This is a genomic window from Streptomyces sp. NPDC059455, from assembly GCF_042750115.1.
GTDB classification, from domain to species: domain Bacteria; phylum Actinomycetota; class Actinomycetes; order Streptomycetales; family Streptomycetaceae; genus Streptomyces; species Streptomyces endocoffeicus.
Map to the genome: position 1 here is coordinate 54,688 of NZ_JBHYVB010000035.1, position 17,492 is coordinate 72,179.

A 17,492-nucleotide genomic window follows, 5' to 3' on the forward strand; every position below is an offset into this window, starting at 1 on the left:
TTCTCCTGGCACTTCCCCCGGTCGCACGCCCCCGCGAAACCGGTATCGCAGGATTCGGAACGTCGCTTGCGGCTCCTGATGCGTGAGTGCGGTTTGAGTTTCCGTGCTCGACGTGATTCCGGTCAAGGCATTGATCCGGTCATCTCCTTCACGGGGAATTTCTAGATCGTTTCGTCCTCTCCATGGAGTTGACCAAGCTATTACCGTGCGCGAACACTTCCGGCAATTCATGATCACAAAATCCCGGCCGGTGCGCGCCGACGGCGAGAACGAGCCGAAAAGGTGAACGGTTCGGCGCGCCGTTTTGCGGTCCCGCGCTTCCGGCGATATCACACCCGCGCCCGCGGGGCGCGCCCGCTGAGCAGGCACTTCACGCGTCCGTTGAGCAGGCAACTCACGCGCCCGCCGAGCGGGCGCCTCAGCCGCGAGGCGCTTCAGTCGCGAGGCACTTCAGTCGCGAGGCACTTCAGTCGCTCGCGAGCGGGGACGGCGCGAGGATCGCATGGCCGTCCAGCCAGGCCGGGCGGCTGAGCAGCGGGCGGCAGCGGGTGAACAGGGCGAGGAGTTCGGGGCCGCGCCGCTCCCGCAGGGCGGGATCGAGACGGGCGAGGTCGAGCTCATTGGCGGCCGACAGCTCGGCGAAGTCCCGGAGCAGCCAGGGCTCGGGGGTGTGCGCACGGCCGGTGAAGCGGTCGTGGAAGACCGCGTCGGGGTCGCCGAGCACCGGGCAGGTGGCCTTCCGGTCACAGCTCGCGTAGAGGTACACGATGGCTTCGGCCTCCGCGCCGATCACCGCCACGAGTTCGCCGCGACGGCCGAGGGGCAGCAGGGTGACGGGGAAGCCGTCGGTTCCGTAGAACGCGTGGCACAGCCCGGCGAGTTGGAGCTCGGGGCGGGCGCCCCAGGCGGCGAGCCGGGCGCGTACGCGCTGGAGGTGGGCGAGGAGGGTGCTGCCGCCGGGGTGGGCGATGCGCGCGGCGCCGAGGCGGCGCAGGAGGGTGACGGCCCGGTCGGCGGCGGCAGGAGGGGGAGCGGCAGGCACAGGTCGTGTCCTTTCGGTGCTTGGCAGGTCGGCACCCGCACCGCGCCCCCACCCGGTCCGGATCCTCGTGCCGGCGCCGTACGGGTTGCCGCCTGAGCCCTGCGACGATCGTCGCGACCACCGGCCACCCCAGTCAATCCTGGGAATTGCTCGCCAACTCCAAGCTCTACCTTGGGGGTTATGACTCTGGACGATCTGCGGGTGTTCGTGGCCGTGTGCCGGGCCGGCAGCCTCAGCGCCGTGGCCCGGGAGCTGACCTGCACACAGTCGGCGGTGAGCCAGCGGGTGAAGCGGCTGGAACGCGAGACCGGCGTCAGTCTGCTGGAGCGCCAGGCGCGTGGCGTCGTACCCACCCCGGCGGGACGCATTCTGTGCGAGGCCGCCGCGGACGGGATCGCCGGGCTCGATCTGGCGCTGCGCCGTCTGGGGGACCTGGTGCACGGGGAGAGCGGTTCGGTGCGGATCACCACCGGCAGCACCACCGTACGGCACTTCATGGCCGAGGCGATCGTCTCGTTCCGCCGCCGCTATCCGAAGGTGAACCTGGAGTTCCAGACCGAGAGTTCCAGCCGTGGCTGTCTCGGCGCCCTCATCGCCGGCAATCTGGATCTGGCCTGGATCACCCTCGGCGGGCCGGTGCGCGGTGTCGAGCAACGGCCGGTGGCCGAGCTGCCGTGGGTGCTCGCGCTGCGGGCCGGGGATCCACTCGCGGCCAGGTCGCGGGTGGAGGTGTCCGACCTCGCCGAGATCCCCCTCGTACGGCTGCCGCCGAACTCCACCTCCGGCGGGCAGCTCCACGCGGCCCTGGCCGAACTGGGCGTACGGGCCGGTTCCGACACCGGCGTCGCCGACTGGGACACGGCCCTGCTGCTGGCCGAACTCGGGCTGGGGCGCGCCGTGGTGCCCGCCCTGCCGGGGCTGCCGGTGCCCGGGGACGACGGGCCGCTGCGGCTCGTCCCGATCCCCGCGCTGCCGCCGCTGCCCGTCGGCTGGGCCGCACGCCGCTGGGACGCGCTCCCGCCGCTGGCCCGGGCCTTCGCGGACGCGGTGGCCGGCACCTTGCGCGGCGACGCCTCATCTGGAGGCCTCACCTGAAGGGCGCTCGGCACGGCCCCGCGAGTGATCATTTTCGGACTTCCGCCGTCAACGCGCCAGGATGGGCCGTCTCGACGCGGCGCACACCCCTATGCTCTACATGCATGTAGAAGCACGGAGGGAGGACACACGGTGAACGTGCCACCGGCCGCGAACGTTCCGCGGCGCACGGCCCGCTGTCGCCCGACCGCCGTCCTCCACCGCCGTCCACCGCACGCGCCCGTAACCCCCACGCACACGCGACAGTACGCACATTGAAGGAGTGGACGCCCCGATGGTGTTCAAACGACTGCTCGGCTCGCTCGGTGTCGGCGGACCCACCGTGGACACGGTGCTGGACCCCGGCCCGGTACACCCCGGCGGGCCGCTGACCGGTCAGGTCCATCTCCGGGGAGGCACGGCGGACTTCGAGATCGAGCAGATCACCCTGGAGCTCGTGGCCCGGGTGGAGGACGAGCACGGCGACGAGGAACGGGAGGGAGTCGTCCTCTTCGACCGCTTCACCGTCGGCGGCGGCTTCCGGCTCGCCGAGGGCGAGCACCGCAGCCTCCCGTTCACGGCCCACCTCCCCTGGGAGACGCCGATCACCGAACTGTACGGGCAGCCGCTGGGCATCATCCTCGGCGTCCGCACCGGGCTGGAGGTCGCGGGCGCGAAGGACAAGGGCGACCTCGACCAGCTGACCGTGGGCCCGCTACCGGTCCAGGAGGCCATTCTGGAAGCGCTGGGGCAGCTCGGCTTCGGCTTCAAGTCCGCCGATCTGGAGCTGGGGCATGTGGGCGGCACCGGGCAGCGGCTGCCGTTCTACCAGGAGATCGAGCTCACCCCGGCTCCCCAGTACGCCCACGCCATCAACGAGCTGGAGGTGACGTTCCTGGCGACCCCGGGTGGCATGGACGTCGTCCTGGAGGCCGACAAGCGCGGCGGGCTCTTCTCCTCGGGGGAGGACGCCCTCACCCTCTTCACCGTCGGCCATGAGGGCGTCGAGCACCACGACTGGAACACCGAGGTCGACGCCTGGATCCGCCGGCTCGTCGAGCGGCGCGCCACCTATGGCTCTTACGGCTCGCACGGCGCCCACGGCGCCCACGGCGCCCACGGCTCGTACGGCCACGGTGAGCACGATGGACACCACGACGGCGGGCGGCGCTCCGGCCCGAGCACCGCGGCGGTCGTCGGAGGCGTCGCGGCGGGTGTCGCGGTCGGCGTCGTCGGAGGAATGGTCGCCGCGGAGGTCGTCGACGAGATCGGCGACGCCTTCGAGGACGAGGAGGACGAGGACTGACCACCTCCCCCGGCCCGGGGCGGATCCGGGCCGGGGAGCCCTGCTCGGCGTTTCGGCCATGGCCCCGGTGCGGGCGGGTCCCGGCGGCCGTGGTCCTATGAGGCCGAACAGCGCCACCCAGGGACCCGCCCAGCCGTCGAGGAGGACGAACGACCATGACCGCCGACAGCCGCCCGGAACCGCCCCACTTCGGCGACGAACGCGAAACCCTGCGCGCCTTCCTGGACTACCAGCGGGCGACGCTCGCCATGAAGTGCGAGGGGCTGACGGACGAGGAGCTGCGGCAACGGTCGATGCCGCCCTCGACGCTGACGCTGCTGGGCCTGGTGCGGCACATGGCCGAGGTGGAACGGGCCTGGTTCCGGCGGGTGTTCGAGGACAACGACGCGCCGATGGTCTGGTCCCCGGTGATCGACTTCCAGGCGGCGTACGACGTGAGCGAGGCGACCGGAGCCGAGGCGTTCGCGGCCTGGGAGGCGGAGGTCGAGACCTCCCGCCGGATCGAGCGGGAGGCGGAGTCGCTCGACCTGGCGGGCCATCAGCCCCGGTGGGACGAGGCGGTGTCGCTGCGGATGGTGCTGGTCCATGTGCTGCTGGAGTACGGCCGCCACAACGGGCACGCGGACTTCCTGCGCGAGGGCGTGGACGGGGTCGTGGGGGCCTGAGCGATCGGCTTCCGGCCCGTGCTCATGGGCCCGTTCACCTTGCCGTACCGGCCGCCAGGAACAGGGGCACGGCGAGGAAGAGCCGGTCGGCGCGGGCGCGTTCGCGCTGTTCGGCACACCACGCCGCGGCCTGGTCCCGGGTGATCGCACCGGCCGCGCACGCGGCCTCGGCCAGGCCGGTGAGCAACGGCAGCGTCTCGGGCCCGGTGAGAACCGTGGTGTGCGCCTCCGCGATGACGTCGCACAGCCCGGCGTCCAGCAGCAGACCGCGCTGGCCGCGTGCGGCGCGGGGCGAGGGGAGGAGACTCGCGCGGGCGCGCACGACGGTGGTGGTCAGGGCCGCGTCGTCGGCGTCCACGACCAGCGCCTCCCAGTCCTGGCCCACCAGCACCACCCGCCCACCCGGCGCGAGCACCCGGCGGGCCTCGGCCAACGCCCCCGCCGGGTCGGGGAGTTCATGGAGGACCTTGTCGGCCCGATAGCCGTGCACCATGGCGTCGCCGAACGGCAGGCGGCCCACGTCCGCGACCCGGAAGTCGGCGCCGGGCCACCGCTCGCGGGCCACGGCGACCATCCGCTCGTCGGCGTCCACACCCGTCACCCGCGCCCCGCGCCCGGCCAGTTCGGCCACGGCCCGCCCGGCGCCGCAGCCCACGTCGACCACGCGGGTGCCCGGCTCGATCGCCAGGAGTTCGTAGGTCCTGGCGCGCAACCGTCCGGCCGCGGGCGACCGCTCGGCGCGGTCCAACCGCGCGATGAGGGCATCGGTGGCCCCTTCCCGTACGTCCCGCTCGCTGTGCTTCTCCTTGGACATGACCGCGAGACTGCGACTTAATGTCGGCATGAAGTCAAGCGGCGCCATGGCGGCCATGGCCATCGGTGAGGTCGCGCAACGGTTCGGGCTGGCCACTCATGTGCTGCGGCACTGGGAGACCGTGGGCCTGCTGCACCCCGCGCGCGACACCGCGGGGCGCCGCCGCTACGGCGAGGCCGACCTCATCAGGGTGGCCGTCATCCTGCGCGCCAAGGAAGCCGGGCTCGGCCTGGACACCATCCGCGCCCTTACCGCCACCACCGAGCCGGCCGCCCGCCGGGACATCCTGCGGCGCGAGGCGGAGACACTCCGCTCCCGCATCGCCGCCGCGCGGGACTCGCTGGCGCTCGTCGAATGCGCCCTCGGCTGTGAGCACGACGACCTCACCCGGTGCCCGCACTACCGGCAGCGGGTGGCTCCGGAGGGCTGAGGCAGCGCTGCCGTGATGACGACGGGGCGCGGGGACTGGTTGAGGCGACCGGGGCTGGGCACTCAGTGGGGCGCGTGGCCCGATACGGCCGGGCTCGGTACGACCGGCGCGTGGCCCGATACGACCGTGCCGAATCCCAAAGGACGATCATGAGCGAGCCCAGGACATCGACATCCCCCCGCATGCTCGGCATCTACCTCAACGACCACCTGGCCGGGGCGACGGCCGGAGTGCAGCTGGCCGGCCGGACGGCCCGCGAGCACCGGGAGTCGCCCTTCGGCGGCGACCTGGAGGACGTGGCCGCGCAGATCATGGAGGACCGCCAGGCGCTCCTGACCGTCATGGCCGACCTCGAGGTGCCCGTCCGCCGCTACAAGGTCTACGGGGGCTGGCTGGGCGAGAAGGCCGGGCGGCTGAAGCCCAACGGCCGGCTGCGGCGACGTTCGGGGCTCAGCACGGTCCTCGAGCTGGAGTCGCTGCGGATCGGAGTGGAGGGCAAGGCGCTGCTGTGGCACGCGCTGCTGGCCGCGGCCGACGAGGACCCCAGGCTGGACCCCGATCGGCTCATCGAGCTGCTGAACCGGGCGCGGCGGCAGCGCGCGACGCTGAAGTCGCTGCACGAGGGCGCGGCCGCCACGATGTTCGGCCCCGGCCGGACGGAGCCGCGGGAGGCTGTGGCCGGAACATGACTCCCTCCACTCCTCCCTCGGCCGGTCACAGCGGCCGCTGCCACCGGTGAGGGGGAGCCCGCTGGGCCAAGGGGAGCTCCGGGCGCTGTGACGTGACAGGCCGCCCGTAGTGTGCCGGCGCCGTCAGGCCGCGCTGGTGGGCGTCTGGTCGTCGCTGGGCAGCCGCCGCAGACGTTCCAGCAGCTGGGGACGGTGCAGCTCCACGACGCACGCCATCAGGTCCGGATGGCGCATCAGCGGCGCGGCCTGCCAGTCGTGGGCGTCGGGCTCGGTGAGCCGCCGGAACTCCCCGGGGGACCCGGCGGCGTGATCACAGTCGGCGAGCGCCGCCACGGCCTCGGACGCCAGGGTGGAGCAGGTGAGCAGGGCCGCCGCCCAACTGGCCACGACCTCGTCCACCCAGGTGCGCCAGACGCCGTCGGGGCCGCGAATCTCATAGGGCTCCGCGTCCACGAGCCAGTCCAGCCGGTAGGAACCGCCCGGTCCGGCCATGGTCACCAGGGCGGCGTGGGTGGTGGTCGGGTAGCGCAGCCACGCGGCGACGGTCACGGCCTGTCGTGCCTGCGCCTCTGCGAGCGCGGTGTTCATCGCACCGTCGGCCGCCGGATAGGCCCTGATCAGCCAATGCGTGGTCGCCGCTATGACGGATGACAGGTCCAGGGACAAACGAGCCGCTCCTCTTGCGCGATAGCTGTCAGCAACGTACCCGCGGGACGACGGTGTCGAACATGACATAGATCACTCTCAACGGCGGTGCGCCGGTATGGACGACCGTGCGCGCATCGCATAAGGGCCCGGCGGGTCGGCGTACCGCATAGCGGCCGGGGCACCGGGTACCTGGTGGCCGTGAACGCGCCAGGCCCCTCCGTGGGCGTGGTCCTCGCCACCCGCGACCGCGCCGAAGGACTCGCCACCGCTCTGGAACACCTCACCGCCCTGCCGGAGCGGCCACCGGTCGTGGTCGTGGACAACGGCTCGACGGACCACACCCGGCCCATGGTCGCCGAGCGCTTTCCCCAGGTGCGAGTCCTGGCGCTGGGGGCCAACCGCGGCGCGCTCGCCCGCAACGACGGCGTACGCGCCATCGGCACGCCCTACGTGGCCTTCAGCGACGACGACTCCTGGTGGCGGCCCGGCGCCCTGGCACGGGCGGCCACCCTGCTGAACGGCCATCCGCGGCTGGGGCTGCTGGCGGCCCAGGTGCTGGTCGGCGCGGCGGAGCGGCCCGATCCGCTCAACGCCACACTCGCCGCCTCCCCCGTGGGCCGGGCCGAGGACCTTCCCGGCCGCGAGGTGTTCGGCTTTCTCGCCCGCGGGGCGGTGGTGCGCCGCGGCGCCTTCCTGGAGGTGGGCGGCTTCCATCCGCTGATCTTCTTCGGCGGCGAGGAGACCCTGCTCGCCTATGACCTCGCCGCGATGGGCTGGGGCGTCTCGTACTGCCCCGAGGTGGTCGCCCACCACGATCCGGGCCCCTCATCGCGCGACGACGAGCACACCGCCGTGATGCGGCGCAACGAGCTGATCGGCTGCTGGCTGCGCCGCCCGCTGCCGCTCGCCGCCCGGCGCACCGCCGGGCTGCTCACCGAGGCAGGGCGGGACCCGGTGGCGCGGGCCGCGCTGGGCGGTCTGCTCGCCCGGCTGCCGACCGCGCTGTGGCAGCGGCGGCCGCTGCCGCCGTGGGTCGAGGAGGCCGCCCGGCGCGTGGACCGGCAGCGGCCGGACGACGCGCCCCGACGGGAGGAGGGGCAGGCCATCGCCCATGACCGATGACCACGGCCATGACCATGACGGTGAGGGTTGTGAGAGGGGGGCAGGCGGCCTGGCGCCGGAACCAGCTCGATGGTGCGGGCCGGCCCCTCGCCGGCGGGGGCGACCGGTGCCCACTGGATTTTGCCGCGGGCGAGGGTGTTGTGGGGGCAGCGGGCGGCGGGGGGCGTCGGTGGGGCGGCCGATGAACTCGACGGCGGAGCGCGAACCGGCCAGTTCGATGATCTTGTGTCGGCGGCGCGTTCCGCCGCGGTGGGCTGCCTACGCGGCCGTCGCGCGCCGCACCCCGTAGGCCGCGGCGCCCAGGGCCAGCACCGCCGCGCCGGAGACCACCGAGGAGACGGGCAGGGCGAAGGCCAGCAGCAGGCAGCCGGCCAGCCCGAGCCCCGGCACGATCCGCGGTGGGCGGCCCTCGGTGGGGGTGAGGGTCCAGGCGGAGGCGTTGGCGACGGCGTAGTAGGCCAGCACCCCGAACGAGGAGAACCCGATCGCACCGCGCAGATCCGCCGTCGCCGCCAGAACCGCCACCACCGCGCCCACGGCCAGCTCGGCGCGGTGCGGCACCGCGAACCGGGGGTGCACGGCGGCCAGCGCGGACGGAAGGTGCCGGTCGCGGGCCATGGCCAGGGTGGTCCGTGAGACGCCCAGGATCAGCGCGAGCAGCGACCCCAGCGCGGCCACCGCGGCGCCCGCCCGCACCACCGGCGACAGCCCCGGGAGCCCGGCGGCGCGCACGGCGTCGGCCAGCGGGGCGCCCGCCGCCCCCAGTCCGCCGCTGCCCAGCACGGTCAGCGTCGCGACCGCGACCGCCGCGTAGACGGCCAGGGTGATGCCGAGCGCGAGGGGGATGGCACGGGGGATGGTGCGCGCCGGGTCGCGGACCTCCTCGCCGAGGGTGGCGATACGGGCGTATCCGGCGAAGGCGAAGAACAGCAGGCCGCCCGCGCGCAGCACCCCGCCGAGGGTGGCGTCGCCGCCGATCTCCAGCCGTGCGGCGGCCGCCTCCCCGGAGGTGAGGAGGGCGACGACCACGGCGGCCAGGACCGCGAGCACGACGGCCACGATCGCCCGGGTCAGCCAGGCGGCCTTGTGCACCCCCACGTAGTTGACGGCCGTCAGCGCCACCACGGCCGCCACCGCCACCGCGTGTGCCTGGGCGGGCCAGACGTAGGAGCCGACGGTCAGGGCCATGGCCGCGCAGGAGGCGGTCTTGCCGACCACGAACCCCCAGCCGGCCAGATACCCCCAGAAGTCGCCCAGCCGCTCACGTCCGTAGACATAGGTGCCACCGGACCGCGGATAGCGGGCGGCCAGCCGCGCGGAGGAGGTGGCGTTGCAGTACGCGACCACCCCGGCGGCCACCAGGCCGAGCAGCAGCCCCGTCCCCGCCTCCCGCGCCGCGGGCCCCAGCGCCCCGAAGATGCCCGCGCCGATCATCGACCCCAGGCCGACCACGACCGCGTCGAAGACCCCCAGGCGCCGCCGCAACTCCCCCGGCCCGGCGGGGGTGTTCACCGTGTCCCCCATCGCTCAGCGCCGGCCCGTCCCGAGGCCGTACATGGTCCGGCGACGCGGGTGTGAGCCGGTGAGCGGCCCGAGGGGGCGCGGCGGCCGGAATTGGCGGGAGACGGCGAAGTGCATGTGCTCCAGTATGGTGCCGGGGTTCGGCCACCGGCCACGATGCCGCCGGCCTTCCGTTCGACACCGTGCGGGCCGGGCGGGGTCCGCCCTTCGCCCGCCGCTCTACGATGGGGGCATGCCGGTCAGCGAACCCTCCTCAACTGCGACCCGGTCGCATACGCATCCCAGCGGCGCGGCGCAGTTCGCCACGGCCGCCAATGTCTTCTCGCTGCTGTCCGACCCGACCCGGCTGCATCTGGTGTGGTCCCTCGCCCGGGGCGAGGCCGATGTCAACACCCTCACCGAGGCCAGCGGGGCGGCCCGCCCGGCGGTGAGCCAGCATCTGGCCAAGCTCCGGCTGGCCGGGCTGGTCCGGGTGCGCAAGGAGGGCCGCCGCTCGGTGTACTCCCTCCACGACGGCCATCTGCGCCGACTGGTCACCGAGGCCGTCAACCACGCGGACCACATGGTCACCGGGGCCCCGCCGCACGACTGAGCCTCCGCGGAGCACGCTCGCGGGATCTCCTCACATGGCGTGGTCGGCCAGTCATACGGCGTGGTGGGCCAGCAGGCGATGCGGGTTCTCCGCGCCCGGCCCGGGGGTCGGTGTGCACCAGGGCGGCGGTCAGCCGGGGCACCGCGTGGAGGAGGGCGTGTTCGGCCCCGCACTCGGGGGACCTCGCACAGGGCGGCCTCGCCCGCGTCGATCACCGCCGGGTCGACGGAGTCCATCAGCCGCCGCAACACCTCGCGGGCCGCGTCCTTGAGGACGAGCAGGATGGCGGCGGTGATGGCCAGGCCGACGATCGGGTCCGCGGGCTGCCAGCCGAGCGCCGCGCCGCCCGCGCCCAGCAGCACGGCCAGTGAGGCGATCCCGGCCAGGTCCTCCGCCCGGCCGTAGCCGTAGGTGAACCGGCGGTTCGCCGCGCGGCGGCCCAGGACGAACGCCACGCCGAGCGGCAGCGCGGTCAGCGCGTCGGCGGCGTTGTGGACGGTGTCGCCCAGCGGCGCCACCGAGCCGGACACCACGACGACCACGGCCTGGAGGACCGCGGTGGCGCCGAGGACGGCGAGGGAGAGCCACAGGGCGCGCATGCCCTCGGCCGAGGACTCCACCGCGGAGTCGACTTTCTGCGGCGACTCGTGGGAGTGCGGTTTCAGCAGATGCGCGAGCCGGTGCCGGCGGTGGTGGTGCCGATGTCCGTGGTGATGGGACTCCATACCGTCACCATGTGCATATGCGCACACTCGTGCACCCATTGAGCCGGGGAAGACTTCGCCGGACCGCGAAAGGCCGCCCCGGACCGCGGAAAGCTTCGGCGCCGACCGGTCTTGCCAATGTTTTGGCAAGCATTGACAAGGTTGCGCAACGGTGAAGACCATGCCACATGCCGTTCATCCACCCCACCTCGTCACACCGGTAACGGGCTGCCATGGCCCCCACCCTGACCGATGTCGCCAAGGGCGCCAATGTCGCACTGTCCACGGCGTCCCGGGCGTTCAGCGACCCCGGCCGACTCGGCCCCCAGACCCTGCGCAAGGTGCTCACCGTGGCGCAGGAGCTGGGGTACGAACCACCCGTGGCGCGCACCACCGAGAGCACCACCGCGTCCCGAGCCGAGACCGCCACCGTCGCGCTCGTCGTCCCCGATATCGCCAACCCCGTCTTCGGGGCCTTCGTCAAGGCCGCACAGGGCGAGTGCCGGCACCGCAGGCAGACCGTCGTCCTCGCCGACACCGACCTCGACCCGGACCGTGAGCGCGAGGTCCTCGCACATCTGAGGGAGCGGGCGGACGGCCTGGTCGTATGCTCTCCCCGGCTGGACGCGGACGATGTGCTCGACATCTGCGGCCGTACCCCCGCCGTGCTGGTCAACCGCGAAACGTCCGGCACCGACTGTGTACTCGCCGACGCCGCCCACGGCATGCGCCAGGCCGTGGAGTACCTCGCCGCCCTCGGGCACCGGCGGATCGCCTACGTCCAGGGCATGCGGCGCTCCTGGTCCAACGCCCACCGCGCCGACCTCATCCGCGCCGAGACCGAACGCGCCGGACTGGAGCTGGAGTTGCTGGGCTGGCAGTCCGAGACGGTGGCGGGCGGCACCGCCGCCGCGGCGAGCGTCATGGCCTCGGGCGCCTCCGCCGTCATCGCCCACAACGACCTGATGGCGTTCGGCGTGCTGACCGGCGCGCGGGCGCTGGGGCTGAGCGTGCCCGGGGACCTCAGTGTCATCGGGTTCGACGACATCCCCTTCGCCGAGGTGTCCCAGCCCTCCCTGACCAGCGTCGCCGTGCCGATGGCCCGCGCCGGGGCGCTCAGCCTGCAGATGCTGGGGCAGGTCCTCGCGGGCGAGCGGCAGATTCCGCGTACCCACCGGCTGCCCACGCAGCTCATCGTGCGCGACTCCACCGGCCCCGCCACCACCCACACGCCACGGCACCGGCCCGCCACGACCACCGCGCCCGCCACGGCCACGGCGCCCGGCGCGCCCGCTGGCCCCGCCATCCCCGCCACCAAGGACGCCTCATGACCGCCGGCCCCCTGACCGTGGTGGTCGCCGACCCCAATCTCGCCCCGCTGCGCGCCGAGTTCGAGGCCGCCGTCCCCCACGGCACGGTCGTCCACTGGCCCGACCCCCGGCACACCGAGGCGGTCGAAGCCGCCATGGCGGACGCGGACGTCCTCGTCTCGGGCCGGTGCACCGCCACCATGGCCGCGGCCGCCACCCGGCTCCGGCTGGTCCACGCGGCCGGAGCCGGAACGGACAACATCGACATCGCCGCGCTGGCGCCGGGCACCCAGGTGGCCAACACCTTCCACCACGAGAACGCCATCGCCGAATACATCGTGTCCGCCACGATCCTGATGCGCCGAGGCTTTCTGCGCCAGCACACCGCGCTGCGCCGGGAAGCGCACTGGGACTCCCCCGCCCATGACCCACGGGCCCCGTGGGCGGCGGACCTGACCGCCGCCACCGTGGGGTTCGTCGGCTTCGGGCACATCGGGGCCCGCTGCCGGCGGCTGTTCCAGGCGTTCGGCGCGCGGGGCATCGCCGTCACCCGGAGCGGGGACGTGGACGCGGCCGCCCACGGACTGCTGTGGGCCGGGACCGTCAAGGACCTCGACGCCCTGCTGGAGAGCTCCGACGTCGTAGTGGTGTCCGTGCCGCTCACCGAGGACACCACCGGGCTGATCGGCGCGGCCGAACTGTCCCGGATGCGCCCGGACGCGGTCCTCGTCAACGTCGGCCGTGGCCCCGTCGTGGACGAGGACGCGCTGTACGAGGCGCTGAGCGACCGCACCATCGGCGGCGCCGCGATCGACGTCTGGTACCGCTACCCGGCCGACGGGCACACCGCCGCCCCCGGCAAGCACCCCTTCGACACGCTGGACAACGTGCTGATGACCCCTCACTCCTCTGGCCTCACCCGCCAGACCTTCGTCCACCGCACCGCCGACATCACCGCCAATATCCGCCGGCTCGCCGCGGGCGAACCGCTCCACAACGTGGTGGCGGTGACCCCGTGACGACGACCGACACCATCACCGCCGTCGACGTCCTCGTCACCAGCCCGGGCCGCAACTTCGTCCTCCTCAAGATCACCACCGCGGACGGCGTCACCGGCTGGGGCGACGCCACCCTCAACGGCCGCGAACTCGCCGTCGCCTCCTATCTGCGCGACCACCTGGCCCCCCTCCTCATCGGCCGCGACCCGGCCCGCATCGAGGACACCTGGCAGTACCTCTACCGCGGGGGCTACTGGCGGCGCGGACCGGTGACCATGACCGCCATCGGCGCGGTGGACATCGCGCTGTGGGACATCAAGGGCAAGACCACCGGACAGCCCGTCTACCAGCTGCTGGGCGGCGCGGTCCGCGACCGGATCCTCGCCTACACCCACGCCACCGGCTGGGACCTCCCCCAGCTGCTGGAGTCCATCGAGGCACAGCGGGACCGCGGCTTCCGCGCCGTACGGGCCCAGAGCGGCGTCCCCGGCCTGGAGATGGTCTACGGCGTCAGCAGGACCGGCACCGGATACGAACCGGCCGACCGGGGCGCCGCCCCCGTCGAGGAGACCTGGGACACCGACGCCTACCTCCGCCACATCCCCCGCGTCCTCACCCGGGTACGCGAACACGTGGGCCCCGAGCTGAAACTGCTCCACGACACCCACCACCGGCTCACCCCCGGCGAGGCCGCCCGGCTCGGCCGCGCCCTGGAACCGGCGGACCTCTTCTGGCTGGAGGACGTCACCCCCGCCGAAAACCAGGAGGTACTGCGGCACATCCGCCACCACACCACCGTCCCGCTGGCCATCGGCGAGGTGTTCAACACCGTCTGGGAGTGCCAGACGCTGATCACCGAGCAACTGGTCGACTTCATCCGCACCTGTGTGAGCCACGCGGGCGGCATCAGCCATCTACGGCGCATCGCCACCCTCGCCGACCTCTGGCAGGTGCGGCTCGGACCACACGGCCCCTCGGACATCTCCCCCGTCGCCCTCGGCGCCTCACTCCACCTCGGCCTGGCCACCCCCAACTTCGCCATCCAGGAGTACATGGGCTACGAACCCCTGGTCCACGAGGTGTTCCGGCACGCCTGGTCCTACGCCGACGGCCACCTCCACCCCGGCGACGCACCCGGCATCGGCGTCGAGATCGACGAGGAGCTCGCCGCCCGCCACCCCTACGAACCCGCCTATCTGCCGGTCGCGCGACGGCTCGACGGCTCGATGACGGACTGGTGACACCGATGCCCCACACCCTCCCCCGCCTCAACCGCACCACCACCCCCGCGGCCGCCCTCACCCTCCCCCACCCGCCCGCCGAAACCGGCATCGTCCACCTGGGCCTCGGCAACTTCCACCGCGCCCACCAGGCCGTCCACACCGCCGCCGCCCTGCGCCACACCGACGGCCCGTGGGGCATCCTCGGCGTGGCCAGCCACTCGGCCACCGTGGCACGCGCGATGCGCGACCAGGAGATGGCCTACGCGGTCGTGGAGATCACCCCCGACGACACCCGCGTCACCGTACCCGCCGTGCACACCGGCACCCTGGTGGCCACCGAGCAGCCCGACGACCTCCTCGACGCCCTCGCGGCCCCCGCCACGGCCGTCATCACCCTGACCGTCACCGAACACGGCTACACCTTCTCCCCGCGCACCGGCGGCCTCGACCTCGACGCCCCCGCCGTCCAGGCCGACCTGCGCGGCGATACGCCACCACGGACCACCATCGGCCAGATCGTCCGCGGCCTCCAGCGCCGCATGCGCACCCACGCCCGGCCCGTCACCGTGCTCAGCTGCGACAACCTCGTCGGCAACGGAGCCCAGACCAGGCGGCTCGTCCACGAGTTCACCCAGGCCCTCCCGGCGGCCGAACGCGACGACCTCACGCCCTGGCTGGAATCCGCCGTGACTCTCCCCAACTCCATGGTCGACCGCATCGTCCCCGCCACCACCGACACCTACCGCGAAGCCGTCGCCACCCACCTCGGCGTACACGACACCGTCCCGGTACCGGCCGAACCCTTCAGCATGTGGGTCATGGAGGACCGCTTCGCCGCCGGACGCCCCCGCTGGGAAACCGGCGGGGCGCTCTTCACCGACGACGTCGAACCCTACGAACTGCTGAAGCTGCGCCTGCTCAACGGCACCCACTCCCTCATCGCCTACCTCGGCGCACTGGACGGACGGGAGACCGTCCCGGACGCCACCGCCCGGCCGTTCATCGCCGAAGCCGCCCGCGCGGTGCTCCACGACGACTATCTGCCGACCCTCACCGTGCCCACCGACATCGACCTCGACCACTACATCGGACAGCTCTTCGACCGCTGGGCCAACACCGCCCTGGGCCACCGCACCCGGCAGGTCGGCTCCGACGGCTCGGTCAAACTGCGCCAACGGGTCCCCGAACCCGCCCTGTTCCACCTGCGGGCCGGACGCATGCCCCACCACCTCGCGCTCACCGTCGCCGCGTATCTGTGCTGCGTGGCACCGCGCCCCGGCTTCTCCCCCGGCCCCCACGCCACCGCGATGGCGGACCCGGCCCGGAAGACGCTCGCCACCATCGCCGGGCGGAGCGCCACCGCCTCCGGGCCGTCCTTCGTCGAAGCCGTCCTGGACAGCGGACTGCTCGGCGACGGACTGCGAGACCACTCCGACTTCGCCGCCCGGGTCGCCGAGCTGATCGACCTCATCGTCCGCCACGGGCCCGCCGCCGCGGCAGCCGACGCCGCCGGGGCCCTCCGGACCCCCGCCCACCGCTGACCCCGTCCCCTACCTCCCCACTTCCCCGTCTCCCTTCGCCTGCCCTCCCCTCCACCGCTCCGCTGCATCGATCCGTTCAAGGAGGCATGGATCATGGACAGCAACACCCCCGCCACGGCGCGTCCCCCATCGTCGGCCACCTCCCCCTCCGACCCTTCCACCCCCGCCGAACCACCCGCCGACCCCCGCGCGGTACGCCGCGCCGCCCTGGCCGGTCTCATCGGCACCGCGCTCGAGCAGTACGACTTCGTCATCTACGGCACCGCCTCGGCCCTGATCTTCAGCGACCTGTTCTTCCCCAACGCCTCACCGTCCGTGGGCATCCTGGCCAGCTTCAGCACCTACGCCGTGGGCTTCGCCGCCCGCCCGCTCGGCGGGCTCTTCTTCTCCCGCTACGGCGACCGCCTCGGCCGCAAGTGGGTGCTGGTGGCGACCCTGCTCCTGATGGGCGGCTCCACCCTCGCCATCGGACTGCTGCCCACCTACAACGAGGTGGGGCTGCTCGCCCCGATCCTGCTGCTCATCTGCCGTATGGGGCAGGGCTTCGGGGCCGGGGCCGAGCAGTCCGGCGGCGCCACCCTGCTCACCGAGACCGCCGCCCCCGGACGCCGCGGCAGACTGTCCTCCCTCGTCATGACCGGAGCCGCGCTGGGCACCGCCCTGGGCGCGGTGGCCTGGATCCTCGCCCAACGCCTGTCCGACGACGCCCTGATGAGCTGGGGCTGGCGGCTGATCTTCGGCAGCAGCCTCCTCGTGACCGTGATCGCCCTGGTACTGCGCCGCAAGCTCGACGAGAGCCCGGTCTTCACCGAGCTCAAGGAGCAACGGGAGCGGCCCGCCTCACCGGTGAAGGAGGTCTTCCAACACGGCCGGAAGCCCATGCTGCTGGCGCTGTTCATGAACTTCGGCATCAGCACCCAGTCCTACACGTACCAGGTCTTCATGGCCTCCTACCTGGTGTCCAGCGTCGGCGTCGACAAGCACTTCGTCCCCCAGGTGCTGCTGATCGGGGCCCTGTGCGGCGGTCTCGCGGCCATCTGCTTCGGCACGCTCTCCGACCGCCTCGGACGGCGCCCGGTGTACTCCACCATCGTCGCCGCGCTGGTGCTGCTGCCGGCCCCGACCTTCATCGCGCTGAACACCGGCTCACACGTGGCGATCACCGTGGCCATCGTCATCGGCTTCATCCTGGCCTGCCACGGCTCGGTCGGCGTCCAGATGAGCTACTTCCCCGAACTGTTCGGCAAGCGCTACCGCTACGCGGGCGTCACGCTGGGCCGGGAGTTCTCCTCGCTGATCGGCGGCGGGGTCGCCCCGCTGATCTGCAGCGCGCTCCTCACCGCGTTCTCCGGCTCCTGGATACCGGTCGCCATCTATATGTCGCTGGTCACCGCGGTCAGCCTCGTCGCCACCCGGATGTCCCCGGAGACCCTCGACCGCGATCTGAACACCGCGGCCGACAGCACCGAGCCGGTGAAGCGCTAGCGCGATCCGTACGGCAGCAGCGCCATCTCCCGCGCATTCTTGATGGCACGGGCCAGTTGGCGCTGCTGCCGCGCGGTCACCCGGGTCACCCGGCGGCTGCGTATCTTGCCGCGGTCGGAGATGAACTTCCGCAGCAGCTCGGTGTCGTTGTAGTCGATGTAGGTGATGTAGGTGATACCGGCCTTGTCCAGCGGGTTCACGCGGTTGCGCCGGGCGTCCTCGCGCAGCGCACCGCACGCGCAGTCGTTCACCAGCGGCGCCTCGCCCTCGCCGAGCGGCCCCGATGCGTCGCGCACGGTGCGGCGCACCGCGCGGTCGGTGGCGGCGG

General features: G+C 73.0%; 17 protein-coding genes and 1 pseudogene. 12 read left to right on the top strand and 6 right to left on the bottom strand.

Annotated features, from left to right (window positions below; genetic code table 11):
* Positions 1-466 precede the first annotated feature (466 nt).
* Positions 467-1,042: a DUF6817 domain-containing protein gene (locus ACFXB5_RS15435; RefSeq protein ID WP_385207471.1), complete on the bottom strand. Its 576-nt coding sequence runs from the start codon at positions 1,040-1,042 to the stop codon at positions 467-469.
* Between the two features lie 180 nt (positions 1,043-1,222).
* Between ACFXB5_RS15435 and ACFXB5_RS15440 the strand changes: the two genes are divergently transcribed.
* The 3 genes from ACFXB5_RS15440 to ACFXB5_RS15450 all read left to right on the top strand — a co-directional run bounded on the left by ACFXB5_RS15440 (position 1,223) and on the right by ACFXB5_RS15450 (position 4,087).
* Positions 1,223-2,137: a LysR family transcriptional regulator gene (locus tag ACFXB5_RS15440; protein WP_385207473.1), complete on the top strand. Its 915-nt coding sequence runs from the start codon at positions 1,223-1,225 to the stop codon at positions 2,135-2,137.
* Between the two features lie 274 nt (positions 2,138-2,411).
* Positions 2,412-3,422: a sporulation protein gene (locus ACFXB5_RS15445; protein ID WP_385207476.1), complete on the top strand. Its 1,011-nt coding sequence runs from the start codon at positions 2,412-2,414 to the stop codon at positions 3,420-3,422.
* Between the two features lie 155 nt (positions 3,423-3,577).
* The gene (locus ACFXB5_RS15450) at positions 3,578-4,087 is read left to right on the top strand and encodes a DinB family protein (RefSeq protein ID WP_385207479.1); all 510 of its coding nucleotides are present in this window, start codon (positions 3,578-3,580) and stop codon (positions 4,085-4,087) included.
* A gap of 34 nt (positions 4,088-4,121) precedes the next feature.
* Here the strand turns inward: ACFXB5_RS15450 and ACFXB5_RS15455 are convergent, their stop codons facing one another.
* Positions 4,122-4,901, bottom strand: a complete 780-nt coding sequence (locus ACFXB5_RS15455) for a methyltransferase domain-containing protein (RefSeq protein WP_385207482.1) — start codon at positions 4,899-4,901, stop codon at positions 4,122-4,124.
* A gap of 28 nt (positions 4,902-4,929) precedes the next feature.
* On the opposite strand from ACFXB5_RS15455, the gene ACFXB5_RS15460 reads away from it, so the two are divergent.
* Positions 4,930-5,331 carry a MerR family transcriptional regulator gene (locus ACFXB5_RS15460; RefSeq protein WP_385207485.1) on the top strand — a complete coding sequence of 134 codons (402 nt, stop codon included), beginning with the start codon at positions 4,930-4,932 and terminating at the stop codon, positions 5,329-5,331.
* 149 nt (positions 5,332-5,480) lie between these two features.
* Positions 5,481-6,020: a hypothetical protein gene (locus tag ACFXB5_RS15465; RefSeq protein WP_385207487.1), complete on the top strand. Its 540-nt coding sequence runs from the start codon at positions 5,481-5,483 to the stop codon at positions 6,018-6,020.
* A 123-nt stretch (positions 6,021-6,143) separates the two neighbouring features.
* On the opposite strand, the gene ACFXB5_RS15470 is transcribed toward ACFXB5_RS15465, so the two are convergent.
* Positions 6,144-6,686 carry a hypothetical protein gene (locus ACFXB5_RS15470; protein ID WP_385207489.1) on the bottom strand — a complete coding sequence of 181 codons (543 nt, stop codon included), beginning with the start codon at positions 6,684-6,686 and terminating at the stop codon, positions 6,144-6,146.
* Positions 6,687-6,866: 180 nt separating this feature from the next.
* On the opposite strand from ACFXB5_RS15470, the gene ACFXB5_RS15475 reads away from it, so the two are divergent.
* Positions 6,867-7,790: a glycosyltransferase family 2 protein gene (locus ACFXB5_RS15475; protein WP_385207491.1), complete on the top strand. Its 924-nt coding sequence runs from the start codon at positions 6,867-6,869 to the stop codon at positions 7,788-7,790.
* A 258-nt stretch (positions 7,791-8,048) separates the two neighbouring features.
* Here the strand turns inward: ACFXB5_RS15475 and ACFXB5_RS15480 are convergent, their stop codons facing one another.
* Positions 8,049-9,314: an APC family permease gene (locus tag ACFXB5_RS15480; protein WP_385207493.1), complete on the bottom strand. Its 1,266-nt coding sequence runs from the start codon at positions 9,312-9,314 to the stop codon at positions 8,049-8,051.
* A gap of 229 nt (positions 9,315-9,543) precedes the next feature.
* Between ACFXB5_RS15480 and ACFXB5_RS15485 the strand changes: the two genes are divergently transcribed.
* On the top strand, positions 9,544-9,903 hold the full coding sequence (locus ACFXB5_RS15485; RefSeq protein WP_201854808.1) for a metalloregulator ArsR/SmtB family transcription factor: 360 nt from the start codon (positions 9,544-9,546) through the stop codon (positions 9,901-9,903).
* A 51-nt stretch (positions 9,904-9,954) separates the two neighbouring features.
* Here ACFXB5_RS15485 and ACFXB5_RS15490 read toward each other — a convergent pair.
* A pseudogene (locus ACFXB5_RS15490) lies at positions 9,955-10,628 on the bottom strand (cation transporter).
* Between the two features lie 212 nt (positions 10,629-10,840).
* On the opposite strand from ACFXB5_RS15490, the gene ACFXB5_RS15495 reads away from it, so the two are divergent.
* The 5 genes from ACFXB5_RS15495 (at position 10,841) to ACFXB5_RS15515 (ending at position 17,164) form a co-directional block, all read left to right on the top strand.
* Positions 10,841-11,938 carry a LacI family DNA-binding transcriptional regulator gene (locus tag ACFXB5_RS15495; RefSeq protein ID WP_385207496.1) on the top strand — a complete coding sequence of 366 codons (1,098 nt, stop codon included), beginning with the start codon at positions 10,841-10,843 and terminating at the stop codon, positions 11,936-11,938.
* Positions 11,935-12,936 (top strand): 2-hydroxyacid dehydrogenase, encoded by a 1,002-nt coding sequence (locus tag ACFXB5_RS15500; RefSeq protein ID WP_385207499.1) that lies wholly within the window; start codon positions 11,935-11,937, stop codon positions 12,934-12,936. The genes ACFXB5_RS15495 and ACFXB5_RS15500 overlap by 4 nt, the downstream gene beginning before the upstream one ends.
* Before the next feature lie 14 nt (positions 12,937-12,950).
* The gene (gene manD / locus ACFXB5_RS15505) at positions 12,951-14,156 is read left to right on the top strand and encodes a D-mannonate dehydratase ManD (RefSeq protein ID WP_385207507.1); all 1,206 of its coding nucleotides are present in this window, start codon (positions 12,951-12,953) and stop codon (positions 14,154-14,156) included.
* 5 nt (positions 14,157-14,161) lie between these two features.
* Positions 14,162-15,679, top strand: coding sequence for a mannitol dehydrogenase family protein (locus tag ACFXB5_RS15510; protein ID WP_385207501.1), 1,518 nt, complete (start codon positions 14,162-14,164; stop codon positions 15,677-15,679).
* A 93-nt stretch (positions 15,680-15,772) separates the two neighbouring features.
* Positions 15,773-17,164, top strand: a complete 1,392-nt coding sequence (locus ACFXB5_RS15515) for an MFS transporter (RefSeq protein ID WP_385207504.1) — start codon at positions 15,773-15,775, stop codon at positions 17,162-17,164.
* On the opposite strand, the gene rpsR is transcribed toward ACFXB5_RS15515, so the two are convergent.
* Positions 17,161-17,391, bottom strand: a complete 231-nt coding sequence (gene rpsR / locus ACFXB5_RS15520; protein WP_385207509.1) for a 30S ribosomal protein S18 — start codon at positions 17,389-17,391, stop codon at positions 17,161-17,163. The two genes, ACFXB5_RS15515 and rpsR, sit on opposite strands and share 4 nt — an antisense overlap.
* Positions 17,392-17,492: the final 101 nt, after the last annotated feature.

What these genes read in the sequence shown, in the direction of transcription:
- ACFXB5_RS15440 (WP_385207473.1), top strand. Translation starts at nt 1,223, where the DNA reads ATGACTCTGGACGATCTGCGGGTGTTCGTGGCCGTGTGCCGGGCCGGC.
- ACFXB5_RS15445 (WP_385207476.1), top strand. Translation starts at nt 2,412, where the DNA reads ATGGTGTTCAAACGACTGCTCGGCTCGCTCGGTGTCGGCGGACCCACC.
- ACFXB5_RS15450 (WP_385207479.1), top strand. Translation starts at nt 3,578, where the DNA reads ATGACCGCCGACAGCCGCCCGGAACCGCCCCACTTCGGCGACGAACGC.
- ACFXB5_RS15455 (WP_385207482.1), bottom strand. Translation starts at nt 4,901, where the DNA reads ATGTCCAAGGAGAAGCACAGCGAGCGGGACGTACGGGAAGGGGCCACC.
- ACFXB5_RS15460 (WP_385207485.1), top strand. Translation starts at nt 4,930, where the DNA reads ATGAAGTCAAGCGGCGCCATGGCGGCCATGGCCATCGGTGAGGTCGCG.
- ACFXB5_RS15465 (WP_385207487.1), top strand. Translation starts at nt 5,481, where the DNA reads ATGAGCGAGCCCAGGACATCGACATCCCCCCGCATGCTCGGCATCTAC.
- ACFXB5_RS15480 (WP_385207493.1), bottom strand. Translation starts at nt 9,314, where the DNA reads ATGGGGGACACGGTGAACACCCCCGCCGGGCCGGGGGAGTTGCGGCGG.
- ACFXB5_RS15485 (WP_201854808.1), top strand. Translation starts at nt 9,544, where the DNA reads ATGCCGGTCAGCGAACCCTCCTCAACTGCGACCCGGTCGCATACGCAT.
- ACFXB5_RS15495 (WP_385207496.1), top strand. Translation starts at nt 10,841, where the DNA reads ATGGCCCCCACCCTGACCGATGTCGCCAAGGGCGCCAATGTCGCACTG.
- ACFXB5_RS15500 (WP_385207499.1), top strand. Translation starts at nt 11,935, where the DNA reads ATGACCGCCGGCCCCCTGACCGTGGTGGTCGCCGACCCCAATCTCGCC.
- ACFXB5_RS15510 (WP_385207501.1), top strand. Translation starts at nt 14,162, where the DNA reads ATGCCCCACACCCTCCCCCGCCTCAACCGCACCACCACCCCCGCGGCC.
- ACFXB5_RS15515 (WP_385207504.1), top strand. Translation starts at nt 15,773, where the DNA reads ATGGACAGCAACACCCCCGCCACGGCGCGTCCCCCATCGTCGGCCACC.